The organism is Rhodocyclus gracilis (assembly GCF_009617575.1).
GTDB lineage: Bacteria > Pseudomonadota > Gammaproteobacteria > Burkholderiales > Rhodocyclaceae > Rhodocyclus > Rhodocyclus gracilis.
The window spans coordinates 240,137-253,733 of record NZ_WIXJ01000001.1 but is presented as its reverse complement, the minus strand read 5'-3'; the positions used below and the strand labels follow the sequence as shown (position 1 = coordinate 253,733).

Genomic DNA, 13,597 nt, shown 5'->3' with positions numbered 1-13,597 from the left:
GGGCGCGCGTGCTTCGTGTTTTTGGATAAAGTCGCCCCATACTGACGCATGCCGGTTGCTTCTCTCAGAGCGCTCAGAATATTCAGCGCACGGAGTGGAGTCAGTCTTATACCCACTCAGAACGCGCAGTGGTCCGTGTCGCAATGAGCCGTGCCTGCTCGCGGGCCAGCGGCGCGGCGGCCGGCCGGCGCGCGCTCCTCGTTCGCCCCGGAGGCGGCGAGCCGGCGCGCGAGCTCTTTCGCCCAGGCCGCAGCCTGCCCCAGCCAGCGGCCGACTTCCAGACGCTGTGACTGGCCGTTGGCGAATTCCAGAATGAGCGTCGGAAAGCCTTGACCGCCGGCCGCCGCCAATCGTTGCTGCGTCGCCGCGAAGTGCTGTGTCGTCGCCGTCCCCGCCAGCTGCGCGTAGTGGCGGCGGAAGGTGGCGACGTCGAGGCCCAGCTCGCCGGCAATTTCCTCCAGCACGGCGCTGTCGGCGATGCGGCGCGCGTCGACGTAGTGCGCTCGCTGCAAGCGGTGAATCATCGGCAACCCCCGTCCGCTCATCGCTTCGGCGGCAAGCGCCGCCGTCGTCGGCGGGGCGGAATCGAGTATCACGCTCGTGTCGCGCAACAGACCGTCGTAGTAGGCGTCGCTGAAGGGCTGGCCGCTCAGTTCGGCGATACGGCGGTCGTGCGGCATGACGTAGTCGCGCCAGTAGGCGTCGATTGGCCGGCGATGAATGCCGCTCATCATGCCGCCGCTGTGAAACTGCACCTTCAGCCCGGCGACCTTCTCGGCGGCGGCGATCAGCGGTGCGCTACCGTAACACCAGCCGCAGAGCGGGTCGTAGAGATAGTGCAGGGTGGCGTCGTGACGGCTCATCGGGGCTGCGGCGACGGTATTCATTGCGGCCACGTCATTTCTCCCTTGATGACCTTGGCGCTCAGTTCGAGCGATGCGGCTTCGCCGAGATCGGGGTAGGCTTTTTGCATGGCGGCGATCAGCGCCGGGGCATCCGCCGCACGCGTTGCTGCGGCGTCGAAGTCGCGCAGGTAACGTGCAGTGAAGCGGAGCGCCGCGTTGCCGGCTGGTGCTTCGCCGAGGAAATGGCCGGGGACGATGGCGGCGGGTTTGAGCGCCTCGATTTCGCGCAGCGTCTTTTGCCAGGCTTGCCGCGAGGCGACGCTTTGCGTATCGGCCATCCAGACATGAATGCCGCTGGCGATGACGACGCCGCCGACGACCGTTTTGAGCGAGGGAATCCACACGTAGCTGCGCGCGGGTGCGGCTCCGTGCAGCCCCTTGATGTCGAGGTAGCGGCCTTCCAGCGTGAGGTGTTCGCTTGCCAGCACCTCTGGAACGATGAGCTGGCTCGGCGCGTTTTCCTTCAGGATCGGCCCCCAGTGCGCGAGCTTGCCCTGCATGCTTGCCTTGATCGCAGCGACGGTCGGCGCCGTTGCGACGATTTTCGCTTCCGGGAAGGCGGCGTGAATGACGTCGAGACCGAAGTAGTAATCGGGGTCACTCTGACTGATATAGATCGTTTTCAGCTGCCGGCCGCTTGCCTGAATTTTGCTGACCAGCGCTTCGGCGTCGTTTTTCTGGAACTGGGCGTCGATCAGAATCGCCTCGCGTTCGCCCATGACGATCTCGGAGGCAACGGGAAAGAGCGAGCGTTCGCCGGGGTTGTAGACCTCGACGCGCAAGGGCGTGGCGGCGTTGGCGACGTTTGCCTGGGGGCTCAGAAGGCTAAGGGCGGCAAGGCTGGAGAGTAGTGAATGACGAATCATGGTGGCTGTCCTTTGGCTTGACGTGATGACGAGGCGAAGCATAGATTGCATGGAGCGAACGAAAAACCGCGTTTTGGTCACCAGTTTGTTTCATGTATCGGACGAATAATGGACCGCCTGATCGCCGCCCGCGTCTTTGTCACCATCAATGAACGTCGCAGCCTGATCGCGGCAGCCGATTCACTGGCGATGTCGCGGGCGATGGTGACGCGCTATCTGGCGCAGATGGAGGCTTGGGTCGGGGCGCGCCTGCTGCATCGCACGACGCGCTCGCTGAGCCTGACGGCGGCCGGTGAAGAAACGCTGCAACGCTGCCGCCGCTTGCTGGAGGTTGCCGAGCAGATGCCGGTGAACGCCGACGCCGGCAATGACGCGCCGCATGGCATCGTGCGCATCGCCTGCTCGCAATCACTGGCGCAGGCAACGCTGGCGCATGCCCTGGCGGAGTATTTGCGCCGCCATCCGCGGGTCAGCGTCGATTTGCAGATCGGCAATCAGGCGGTCCACTTGATCGACGAGCGCATCGATCTCGCCATCCGCATCACTCACCAGCTCGATCCCAATCTGATCGCCCGGCCTCTTGGCGCCTGCCCGTCGGTGCTGTGTGCCTCGCCCGCCTACCTCGACGCGCACGCCGTGCCGCTCACGGTGGACGACCTCGCCGCGCACAACTGCCTGACGTATTCGTACTTTGGCAAAAGCCTCTGGCAGTTCGAGTACGGCGGCGAGCCGCGCAATGTGCCGGTGAGTGGCAACCTCAGCGCTAATGAGTCGGTCGTCCTGCTACAGGCGGCGCTTGCGGGGGCGGGGATCGCCATGCAGCCGGTGTTTTCGGCGGCACCTTTCATCGCTGACGGCCGCCTGATTGCCCTGCTGCCCGAATATCGACCGCTGGCGCTGGGAATTTTCGCGGTCTATGCCTCGCGCGCGCACCAGCCGGCAAGTGTGCGGACGCTGCTCGATTTTCTGGTCGACTGGTTCGTGCAGGAAGGTCTGGCGCCGGCCGGCACGGTCAGTCCTTCTGGCGCTTGAGCAGCCAGGTCAGTACCGGCGGCGTCACCAGCGTGGTCAGGATGACCATGATGACGATGATCGAGAAGAGGTTTTCGGAGATGACGCCAAGCTGCTTGCCGACCATGGCAAAAATCAGCCCGACCTCGCCGCGCGGCACCATTCCCCAGCCGACGATCCAGCCGCCCGCCTGACGGGCGAAGAGGCCCGCCACCAGCTTGCCGACGATGGCGGCAGCCGTCATGCCGAGGGCGACGGCGACGAGCGCCGGATCGGCGAGGGTGCGCAGGTCGACCTGCATGCCGGTCAGTACGAAAAACACCGGTACGAAGAAGTAGCCGATCGGCTCGATCATGTGTTCGTGCTGATGCCCGGCGTGACGCAGCAGGATCGGCCGCAGCCGGGCAGCGAGATGCCCGTGATCGTCGGGGAGCAGGGGTTCGATTTCGCGGACGATGGCTGGCCGCTCGAAATCCTTGAGAAACAGCGGCTCGAAGAGCAGGCCGGCGGCAAAAGCGCCGATGATCGGTGCCAGCCCGATGGCGTGGGCAAGCCAGGCCAGCGCCAATCCTGTCGCCAGCACCTGTGCGAAGAGCATCGAGTGGCTGGCGTCGACACGCGCCAGCCAGCGACTCGAATGTGGCGCGATCAGGCGGCCGAGCCAGATGCTGCCGCCGAGGAAGATCACCGCCTTGGCAACGATGCCGGCGACCTCGCCGAGGCTGACGCTGCCCGCCTGCACGAGGCTTGAGACGACCGCGAGAATCACCAGCCCGAGAACGTCATCGATCACGGCCGCGCCGAGCACGATGCGCGCCGCCGGCGTCGATAGCTTGCCCAGATCGCGGAATACGCGTCCGGTGATGCCAACGGAGGTAGCGGCGAGGGTGGCGCCCAAAAAGAGATAGGTATTGGTTTCCTTGCCCGGCAGCAGCAACGGTCCGACGAGGAAGGCGCCGAGCAGGAAAGGCGCAGCGATGCCGACGCAGCCGACCAGAAAGGCCTGTCCGCCGACAGCAACGAGATCCTTCAGCCGCGTCTCAAGGCCGATCTGTAGCAGCAGCACGATGACGCCGAGTTCGGCGATGAAAGCGATGATCGGATCGGCGCGGACGCTCTCGAAATAGTTCAGCCCAAGCAAGGCGAGGTTGCCGAGCAGCACGCCGAGCAGCAGTTCGCCGAGCACGGCCGGAAAACCGACGCGGCTGGCCAGCGGGGCGAAGAGTCGCGCCGCCATCAGGATGATGGCCAGCCAGAGCAGGTTTTCGCCCACCACGTCGCTTCCCGCCGCCAGGGCAGTGAGGGGTAAGGCGAGCAGTGCGCAGGGGAGAAAACGCGGCGTCATCGGCATCCTTCAGGTCGTCGGTGGGGCGAGTATAAAAGCGCGCGGCCGTTCCGGCTTACGGGGCTTCGCGGGTGTCGATGGGGAAGAGGCGGTCGTAGGCGATATTGAATAGCAGCGCGTAGAGCGTGTAGGCGACGGCCAGGCCGAGGTCGGCGACGAGTGCTTCTAGCCAGTCCATGCTGACCCACCAGACGATGACGGGCAGCGTCATCAGCAGCAGGCCCCCTTCAAAGCCGATGGCGTGCAGCGCGCGTAGCGGGAGCGGGCGACGGTCGGCCGTGCGGCCCGTGAGGCGACCTTCGATCCAGTCGAAGCCGGTGTTGTAGGCGCCGTTCCAGATGGAGGCGATGACCGCCAGCACGGCCAGAAGGCCGATCGATTCGTGCAGTGGCACGCCGCTGGCCCAGGTGAAGGGCGGCGTAATCAGTAGCAGACCGCCGACTTCAAAGAGGACGATCTGCCGCAGGCGGTCGCGCCAGGAGCGCAGGGAGGGTTTTTTCGACACGGTATCCGAAGCGCACACGGCACACCGGCAAGGCGCCGGTGTGCCGTGTGCGGGGGAGGGAGGGGCGCCGATTATACCGGGGCTGAGCTACGGATCAGGTGATCGAAGGCCGAGAGGCTGGCTTTCGCCCCTTCGCCCATGGCGATGATGATCTGCTTGTAAGGCACCGTCGTGCAGTCGCCGGCGGCGAAAACGCCGGGCAGCGAAGTCTGGCCTTTGGCGTCGATGACGATCTCGCCATGCCGCGACAGATCAAGCGTGCCCTTGAGCCAGTCGGTGTTCGGCAGCAGGCCGATCTGTACGAAGATGCCTTCGAGCTCGAGGCGGTGTGCTTCGCCGCTGGCGCGGTCCTTGTACAGCAGCGCGTTGACCTTCTGGCCGTCGCCGGTGACCTCGGTGGTTTGCGCGCCCTTGATTACCGTGACATTGGGCAGGCTGAAGAGCTTGTTCTGCAAGACGGCGTCGGCGCGCAACTCGTCCATGAACTCGATCAGCGTGACGTGCGCGACGATGCCCGCCAGGTCGATCGCCGCCTCGACGCCCGAGTTGCCGCCGCCGATCACGGCCACGCGCTTGCCCTTGAAGAGCGGGCCGTCGCAGTGCGGGCAGTAGGCGACGCCCTTGGTGCGGTACTCGGCTTCGCCGGGAACGTTCATTTCGCGCCAGCGCGCGCCGGTGGCGAGGATCACGGTTTTGGCGCGCAGGCTGGCGCCACTGGCGAGCTGCACTTCAGTCAGCGGGCCGTTGGCGGCCGGCCGCAGGGCTTCGGCGCGCTGCAGGTTGATGATGTCGACCGGGTATTCGCGCACATGCTGCTCGAGCGCCATGGCGAGCTTCGGGCCTTCGGTTTCCTTCACCGAAATGAAGTTCTCGATGCCCAGTGTGTCGAGCACCTGGCCGCCGAAACGTTCGGCGACGACGCCGGTGCGGATGCCTTTGCGCGCCGCGTAGATCGCTGCCGCTGCGCCGGCCGGACCACCGCCGACGACGAGCACGTCGAAGGCGTCCTTTTCGCTTATCTTCGCCGCGTCGCGGGCGGCGGCGCCGGTGTCGAGCTTGGCGAGGATTTCTTCGGCGCTCATGCGCCCCTGACCGAACAGTTCGCCGTTCAGATAGACCGCCGGAACGCCCATGATCTGACGCTCTTCGACTTCTTTCTGGAACATGCCGCCGTCGATCATCGTCGCTTCGAAGGCCGGGTTGAGTACGGCCATGGTGTTGAGCGCCTGCACGACGTCCGGACAGTTGTGACAGGAGAGCGAGATGAAGGTCTCGAAGCGGAAGCTGCCGCTCAGGCCCTTGATCTGCGCGATGAGATCGGCGTCGAGCTTCGGCGGATGGCCGCCGCTCTGCAACAGCGCGAGCACCAGCGAGGTGAATTCATGCCCCATCGGGATGCCGGCAAAGTGGATGCGCGGCGTCTGGCCCGCTGCGGCGATGCCGAACGACGGGCGGCGGGCGGCCTTGCCATCGCTGCGCACGCTGACCTTGTCAGACAGCGCGGCGATGTCGTCGAGGAGCGCGCGCATTTCCGCGCCTTTGGCGCTGTCATCGAGCGAGGCGACGAGTTCGATCGGTTGAACGAGGCGCGTCAGATAGGCTTGCAACTGAGTTTTGATGGTGGCGTCGAGCATGCTTCTGTCCCCTTGAATTTGAATCGGATCGCAGTGAAAAACCGCTCGCACGGCAGGGCGCGCATCTTTTCGCTGCGGCCCGGACGGCGCGAGTGCCATCCGGGCGTCGCCGGCCAGGGGCCGGCGTGGAGAGCTTATCGCTTCGCCTTAGATCTTGCCGACGAGGTCGAGCGACGGAGCGAGGGTGGCGTCGCCTTCTTTCCACTTGGCCGGGCAGACCTCACCCGGGTGGGTGGCGACGTATTGCGCGGCTTTGACCTTGCGCAGCAGTTCCGACGCGTCGCGGCCAATACCTCCGGCGTTGATTTCGATGATCTGGATCTTGCCTTCCGGATCGATGACGAAAGTGCCGCGATCCGCGAGGCCGGCTTCTTCGATCAGCACGCCGAAGTTGCGGCTGATCCGGCCCGTCGGGTCGCCGACCATCACGTACTGAATCTTGCCGATGGTTTCCGAGCTGTCGTGCCAGGCCTTGTGCGTGAAGTGCGTGTCGGTCGACACGGCGTAGATTTCAACACCGAGCTTCTTGAATTCGGCGTAGTTGTCAGCGAGGTCGCCCAGTTCGGTCGGGCAGACGAAGGTGAAGTCGGCGGGGTAGAAGAAGACGACCGACCACTTGCCCTTCAGGTCAGCGTCGGAAACCTTGACGAACTTGCCTGCGTGGAAAGCATCGGCGGTAAACGGCTGGACTTCGGTATTGATCAGCGATGACATGGTGTTGGCTCCTGGGGTCGTGTGAAAAGAGTGATGTGTATTGCTTGGGCATCTGCCACGGGTTGAATCCTACTGAGGCTGGCGATCGTGTTCCAATCGATTGATTTGATCGATGCGATAGCGCGAAGCTATTTTATGGCTGCTGCGCCGAGATACGCGCCGTTGTCTCGTTGCTGCCAGAGCCTCATGCGCGACGCTCTTGCGCCATCTTCGCGCCCGGCTATGACAACGTAAAGACGCACTTGGTGGCGTCTTTCGCCGACTTCTTTGTCGCTCGTCTGCCGTTCCTGCTTTCAGGCGCCTGGCGATGGGCGACGCCCCGGGTCTTGCCGGTAAAAGGCCACGAAGCGCGCGTAAAGCTCGGGGAAGCGCTCCTGCAATAGCCACGGTGTTTCGAAAAAGGCCTCGCTCATCACCGCGAAAAACTCGGCGGGGCTTTCGGCCGCATACGGGTCGAGTGCGGTGTCTTCGCCGCGCTCGTCTGCGGCGTCGACCTTGGCTGCGAAATTTTCCCAGGCGGCCAATAGGGTCGCTTCCCAGTCATCGCGCGCCAGCGTTGGCGGCAAGAGCGGCACGCCGTCGGCCGGGCCGTTCTGCATGTCGAGTTTATGCGCAAACTCGTGGATGACGACGTTGTAGCCGCTGCCCGCCATCTGCGCGTCGCGCCACGAGACCAGAAGTGGCCCGCCCTCCCAGGCTTCCCCGGAGGCGATCTCGTCGTACTCGTGCACGACGCCGAATTCGTCCTCGATGCTGCGCGGAATGACGAACTCGTCGGCGTAGACGACGATGCCGACCCAGCCGCGATAGCGCTCCAGCCCGAGATTGAGAATCGGCAGGCATCCCTGCGCGGCAATCGAGACGCAGAGGGCGTCGGTCAACGGCAATTCGCCGACGGCGGTGAATTCCTTTTCGCCCAGAAAGGCTTCGCAGAGGGCGCGCAGTCGTTGCTGCTCGTCGGCGTCGAGCGCCGCCAGAAAAGGCAGGCTGGCGAGCGTCTCCTGCCAGAGCGCTTCGGCAATCGGCGCAGGTTCGCTGCGCCCGAAAAGTGTGCCGATGGCTCGGCCAAGCAGGCGTCGGATCACGGTGCGCGCGGTTTCTTGAGCGATGGCAGCGCCGCCGTCGTCAGGTAGATGCCGCCGAAGATCAGGACAATGCCGACGTAGTGGTAATGCTGTGGAATCTCGCCGAGAAAGACGGCGGAAAGCAGTGTGCCGAAGACAGGCATCAGATGAATGAAGAGACTCGCCTTGCTGGCGCCGACATCGGCGACCGCGCGGTTGTAAAAAACGTAGCCGAGAAATCCCGGCAACAGTCCGGTGTAGGCAATGCCGGCAAAGGCCGCCGCATTCAGGTGGATATGCCGCCCTTGTGCGACTTCCCAGGCATAAGCCGGTGCTAAGGCGAGGAGTCCGACCGCCGTCATCGCCGCCAGCATCAGCATCGGATGCACGCCCGTCGGCCGCCATTGCAGGCCGATGGTATAGAGCGCCCAAGTTAGCACGGCGACCAGCATCCAGAGGTCGCCGATGTTGAGCGACAGCGTCGCCAGCGTCGCCGGGTCGCCGTGGCAGACGATGGTCGTCACGCCGACAAAGGAGAGCAGTACGCCCAGCCACTCGATTCGGTGCAGGCGCTTGCCGAGGAAAATCCACGACAGGGCGATGGTGGCGATGGGGATGAAGGAATTGAGCAGGACGGCGTTGGTCGCTGCGGTGTATTGCAAGGCGATGTACGCCAGCGTGTTGTAGCCGCCGACGCCCAGTAGCCCCAGGCCCAGTACCGACTTCCAGCCCCGGCGTAGCGCCGGCCACTGGGTTTTGAGGTAGGGCAGCGCGAGCGGCAGCGTCAGCAGGAAGGCAATCGTCCAGCGCCAGAAGGCGAGCGACAGAGGCGGTACGTCGTCGCGGATGGCGCGGCCGACCACCATGTTGCCCGACCAGAAGAGCGTCGTCAGGACAAGCAGCAGGTACGGGTGGGCGAAGCGTTCGAGCATGGGCGTGTCTCGCTAAAGGCGGCATTATCACTGATCAATGCAGCTTGCGTACGGCAAGGCTCCCCTTCATCCCCCGGATGGGCGATAATCGGCGCCATGGTTTCCGTCGTTCACTCGGTCTCCGCGCAGGCCGATCCCGAAGAGTCCTTCGCTACGCTCGCCGTCGCCCTCAATGCTGACGATGCGGCGCGTTTGCGTGAGGCGTTTGTTTTTGCCCGCGAATGCTATGGAGACGCCAAGCTGGGTACCGGCGAGGGCGTTTGGCCTCATGCGCTCGGTATGGCACTGATCGTTGCCGGCTTGCGTCTCGATGCGGATTCGCGCGCCGCAGCCCTGCTGTTTGCTGCGCCCGGTTGTCTCGTCCGCAATGGCGATGAGAGCGCGGCCCGCGAACTGATCGAGGCGCGTTGTGGAGGTCCGGTCGCGCAGTTGGTGGAGGGTGTCAGCCGGCTCAACCGCCTGCGGCCCATTGCCCGTGGTTTTCTCGACGAAGCCGGCGACAATCCGCAGGAAGCAAAAGCGCAGATCGAAGTGCTGCGCAAGATGCTGCTGGCGATGGTCGAAGACATTCGCGTCGTCCTTCTGCGTTTGGCTTCGCGCACGCAAACCCTGCGTTTTTACGCGGCGTACCCCGACGATCTGCGCGAGCAGGTGGCGCGCGAGACGCTGGAGTTGTACTCGCCCCTGGCGAATCGGCTGGGCGTCTGGGAGGTCAAGTGGGAACTCGAGGATCTCTCGTTCCGCTTCCTGCACCCTGACATTTACAAGACGATTGCCCGCCAGCTGGACGAGAAGCGTATCGAGCGTGAGCAGTTCATCACCGACGCCATCGCGCGTCTGCGCAGCGAGCTGGCGGCGGTCGGTGTGCCGGATGCCGAAATTTACGGGCGTCCGAAGCACATCTACAGCATCTGGAACAAGATGCGCAAAAAGGGCGTCGATTTCTCCGAGGTCTACGACGTGCGCGCCCTGCGCGTCATCGTCGACGAGGTGCGTGATTGCTACAGCGTCCTTGGCATCGTGCACAACCTCTGGACGCCGATTTCCAAGGAATTCGACGACTACATCTCGCATCCCAAGGGCAATTACTACCGCTCGTTGCATACAGCCGTGCGCTGCCCGGACGGGCGCAGTCTCGAAGTGCAGATTCGCACGCGCGATATGCACCGCCACGCCGAGCTGGGCGTGGCCGCGCACTGGCGTTACAAGGAAGGCAGCAAAGCGCCGAATGCCGAGGATTACGACGAGAAGATCGCCCTGCTGCGGCAGCTGCTGCTGTGGAAAGACGAGGTGGCCGATTCCGCCGACTGGCAGCGTCGCTACAAGCAGGCCGAGCTTGACGAGTCGATCTACGTGCTGACGCCGCAAGGACGTGTCGTGGCCTTGCCGCGTGGCGCAACGCCGGTCGACTTTGCCTATCGTCTGCATACCGATCTCGGGCATCGCTGCCGTGGCGCGCGCGTCAACGGCGCCTTGGTCACTCTCAACACGCCGCTCGAAACCGGGCAGCGCGTCGAGATCGTCTCGGCGAAACAGGGCGGGCCGTCGCGCGACTGGCTCAACCCGGCGCTTGGCTATCTCACCACCTCGCGGGCGCGGGCCAAGGCGCGGCAGTGGTTCGCCAGTCTGGCTTTGGAAGAGTCGCTCGCCGAGGGGCGGACGCTCGTCATGCGCGAACTGCAGCGCATCGGTTTGAGCAACGCCAATCTTGATGAGATCAGCGGTCGCCTGGGGCTGGCGGGTAGCGACGAGTTGCTGATTGCCTTCGCGCGTGGCGAGGTCGGGCCGCGTGCCTTGCAGGTTGCCGCCCGTGGCGGCGAAGCACCGGCGGAAGCCGCGCCGGATATGGTCGCGCCGGTGCGCAAATCAAAGGTCAAGGAAGGCGATTCCGGCGTCCTCATCGTCGGTGTCGACAAGCTCATGACGCAACTGGCAGGCTGCTGCAAGCCGGCGCCGCCGGACGCTATCGTCGGCTTCGTGACGCGCGGCAAGGGGGTCTCGATCCACCGCGCCGACTGCTCGAATTTTGCCAATATGCAGACGCGGAATCCCGAGCGTGTCATTGAGACGGCCTGGGGCGGCGGTGGTGGCGGGGTGTTTGCGGTCGACGTCGTGGTCGACGCGCAGGACCGTCAGGGCTTGCTACGCGATGTTTCCGAAGTCTTTTCGCGCGAAAAGCTCAATGTCACGGCGGTCAATACCCTGTCGAAGCAGGGCGCGGCACGCATGGGCTTCACCGTCGAGATTGGCGATCTGCCGCAGCTCAAGCGCACCTTGTCGCTGATTCGCGACGTGCCGGGCGTTGTCGGCGCCCGCCGCGCCTAGCCCGCGAGAAACCTGACGTTCCGGCGCATCCCGCTGTGTCGCGGGATGCTGGCCGTGGGCTTAGTGGTGCAGCAACTCGATCAGCTCGCGTTGTGCGGCGCGCGGTTTGGCGCGGGAGGCACGGCGCGCATGGTAATGACCTTCGCCATTCATTTCCCAGGCTTCCTGATTGTCGGCGAGGTAGGTCTGTAGCCCCTCGACGATGACGCGGCGCTTGAGCTTGCGGTCGAGAATCGGGAACGCCAGTTCGATGCGCCGGAAGAAGTTGCGATCCATCCAGTCGGCGGAGGAGAGATAGACCCGCTCGGCGCCGTCGGCATAGAAGTAGAAAACTCGGTGGTGCTCAAGAAAACGGCCGATGATCGAGCGCACCCGGATGTTTTCCGACAGCCCCGGGACGCCCGGCCGCAGGGCGCAGACGCCGCGCACGATGAGGTCTATCTTGACGCCGGCTTGCGAGGCTTCGTAAAGCGCGGCAATCGTTTCCGGTTCCAGCAGTGAATTCATCTTGGCGATGATGCGGCTCTTTTGCCCACGTGCCGCCACCGCCGTTTCGCTACGAATGGCAGCGAGAATGTTCGGTTGCAGCGTAAACGGCGCTTGCCAGAGGTGATGCAGCGACTGCGCGTAGCCCAGACCGGTGAGCTGTTTGAAGACTTCGTTTACGTCGCTGCCGATCTCTTCGTTGGCGGTCAGCAGACCGAAGTCGGTATAGAGGCGTGCCGTGCGCGGGTGGTAGTTGCCGGTGCCCAGATGCACGTAGCGGCGGAGGATGCTGCCGCCGTTGCCGGCGGGGCTTTCTTCACGGCGGACGATCATCAGCATCTTGGCGTGCGTCTTGTAGCCGACGACGCCGTAAACGACATGCGCGCCGACTTCTTCGAGCTTCGTTGCCCAGCCGATGTTCGCTTCCTCGTCGAAACGTGCCATCAGCTCGACGACGACGGTGACTTCCTTGCCATTCTGGGCGGCGCGCAGGAGCGATTGCATTAGTACCGAGTCGGTACCAGTGCGGTAGACGGTCATCTTGATCGCCACGACTTTTGGGTCGGTCGCGGCCTGGTCGAGCAGTTCGATGACGGGCGCGAAGCTCTGGTACGGGTGGTGCAGCAGGATGTCGCCGGCACGGATGCTGGCGAAGATGCTCAGCCCCTTGTGCAGGGCTTTCGGCTTGCCCGGATGGAAGGGCGGGAACTTGAGATCGTCGCGCTGCACCCAGTCCGGCACCTGCATCAGGCGGACGAGGTTGACCGGCCCCGCGACGCGGTAAAGATCGTGCGTCGTCAGGTTGAATTGCGCCATCAGGAACTCGGTCATCGCCGGCGAGCAGTTGTCGGCGACTTCGAGGCGCACGGCGTCGCCGAAGTGACGCTGCGGCAGTTCGCCCTGAATCTTGGTGCGCAGGTTTTTCACCTCTTCTTCGTCGACGAAAAGGTCGCTGTTGCGCGTGACGCGGAATTGATAGCAGCCGAGCACGTTCATGCCGGCGAAGAGTTCGCCGACGAACTCGTGCAGCACCGAGGACAGGAAGACAAACGCGTACTCGCAGTCGCACAACTCGCCCGGCAGGCGGATGACCCGCGGCAGGACGCGCGGCGCCTGCACGATGGCGGCGCCTGAGCTGCGGCCGAAGGCGTCCTTGCCTTCCAGTTCGATGGCGAAGTTGAGGCTCTTGTTGAGAACGCGCGGGAAAGGATGCGAGGGGTCGAGGCCGATCGGCGTCAGTACCGGCATTACCTCGCGGAAAAAAAAGCCGCGGATCCACTCGCGCTGCGCTTCCGTCCAGTCGGCACGGCGCAGGAAGCGGATGCCTTCGGCGTCGAGGCGAGGCAATATTTCGTGATTGAAAAGCGCGTACTGGGCTTCGATGAGGGTGCGTGCTTCGGCGCTGACGCGCAGGAAAACTTCCTTTGCGCTCATGCCGTCGGTGGTGATGGCCGAGGAGCCGAGTTTCAGTTGTTCCTTGATGCCGGCGACGCGAATTTCGAAGAATTCGTCGAGGTTGCTGCTGACGATGCAGAGGAAGCGCAGACGTTCGAGCAAGGGGCTGCGGGCGTTTTGCGCTTGTGCCAGCACGCGCCGGTTGAATGCCAGCAAACCGAGTTCCCGGTTGAGATAGTTTTCCGGGGGGAAGTGGGCGGGCGATTGCAAGGTGGGGTGCTGTTCGGCGAACGTGGGTGTGAGCATGTGGGGATTGGAGCAGTATTGGCCCGACGAGGCAAGCGGACATTATGTTGCGAACATGTTACCGCGATGTTTCAGTCTTTATGGCGGCCAGGCTGCCGCAACGGCGGTC

General features: G+C 64.2%; 11 protein-coding genes. 2 read left to right on the top strand and 9 right to left on the bottom strand.

Annotated elements, in window-relative coordinates; genetic code table 11:
• Positions 1–116: 116 nt before the first annotated feature.
• Together GHK24_RS01140 and GHK24_RS01135 are read right to left on the bottom strand one after the other, a co-directional pair.
• Positions 117–887 (bottom strand): DsbA family protein, encoded by a 771-nt coding sequence (locus tag GHK24_RS01140; RefSeq protein WP_228384472.1) that lies wholly within the window; start codon positions 885–887, stop codon positions 117–119.
• Entirely contained in the window at positions 884–1,771 is an 888-nt protein-coding gene (locus GHK24_RS01135; protein WP_153467686.1) for an MBL fold metallo-hydrolase, read from the bottom strand. Before GHK24_RS01135 ends, GHK24_RS01140 begins: the two co-directional genes overlap by 4 nt.
• A 108-nt stretch (positions 1,772–1,879) precedes the next feature.
• Here GHK24_RS01135 and GHK24_RS01130 point away from each other — a divergent pair, with 108 nt between their 5' ends.
• The gene (locus GHK24_RS01130; protein ID WP_153467683.1) at positions 1,880–2,803 is read left to right on the top strand and encodes a LysR family transcriptional regulator; all 924 of its coding nucleotides are present in this window, start codon (positions 1,880–1,882) and stop codon (positions 2,801–2,803) included.
• Here the strand turns inward: GHK24_RS01130 and GHK24_RS01125 are convergent.
• The 6 genes from GHK24_RS01125 to GHK24_RS01100 all read right to left on the bottom strand — a co-directional run bounded on the left by GHK24_RS01125 (position 2,784) and on the right by GHK24_RS01100 (position 8,976).
• Positions 2,784–4,127 carry a cation:proton antiporter gene (locus GHK24_RS01125; RefSeq protein WP_153467680.1) on the bottom strand — a complete coding sequence of 448 codons (1,344 nt, stop codon included), beginning with the start codon at positions 4,125–4,127 and terminating at the stop codon, positions 2,784–2,786. The genes GHK24_RS01130 and GHK24_RS01125 overlap by 20 nt on opposite strands.
• 55 nt (positions 4,128–4,182) lie before the next feature.
• Positions 4,183–4,632, bottom strand: coding sequence for a PACE efflux transporter (locus GHK24_RS01120; protein WP_167680631.1), 450 nt, complete (start codon positions 4,630–4,632; stop codon positions 4,183–4,185).
• Between the two features lie 71 nt (positions 4,633–4,703).
• On the bottom strand, positions 4,704–6,266 hold the full coding sequence (gene ahpF, locus GHK24_RS01115) for an alkyl hydroperoxide reductase subunit F (protein WP_153467678.1): 1,563 nt from the start codon (positions 6,264–6,266) through the stop codon (positions 4,704–4,706).
• A 147-nt stretch (positions 6,267–6,413) separates the two neighbouring features.
• Positions 6,414–6,980 carry an alkyl hydroperoxide reductase subunit C gene (ahpC, locus tag GHK24_RS01110; RefSeq protein ID WP_153467676.1) on the bottom strand — a complete coding sequence of 189 codons (567 nt, stop codon included), beginning with the start codon at positions 6,978–6,980 and terminating at the stop codon, positions 6,414–6,416.
• A gap of 293 nt (positions 6,981–7,273) precedes the next feature.
• Positions 7,274–8,065: a M90 family metallopeptidase gene (locus GHK24_RS01105; RefSeq protein WP_340666067.1), complete on the bottom strand. Its 792-nt coding sequence runs from the start codon at positions 8,063–8,065 to the stop codon at positions 7,274–7,276.
• Positions 8,062–8,976 carry a DMT family transporter gene (locus GHK24_RS01100; protein WP_153467673.1) on the bottom strand — a complete coding sequence of 305 codons (915 nt, stop codon included), beginning with the start codon at positions 8,974–8,976 and terminating at the stop codon, positions 8,062–8,064. The genes GHK24_RS01105 and GHK24_RS01100 overlap by 4 nt, the downstream gene beginning before the upstream one ends.
• Before the next feature lie 96 nt (positions 8,977–9,072).
• Between GHK24_RS01100 and GHK24_RS01095 the strand changes: the two genes are divergently transcribed.
• Entirely contained in the window at positions 9,073–11,301 is a 2,229-nt protein-coding gene (locus tag GHK24_RS01095; protein WP_153467670.1) for a RelA/SpoT family protein, read from the top strand.
• Positions 11,302–11,361: 60 nt separating this feature from the next.
• On the opposite strand, the gene ppk1 is transcribed toward GHK24_RS01095, so the two are convergent.
• Complete coding sequence (gene ppk1 / locus GHK24_RS01090; protein WP_153467667.1) at positions 11,362–13,488, bottom strand: polyphosphate kinase 1; 2,127 nt, start codon at positions 13,486–13,488, stop codon at positions 11,362–11,364.
• Positions 13,489–13,597 lie beyond the last annotated feature (109 nt).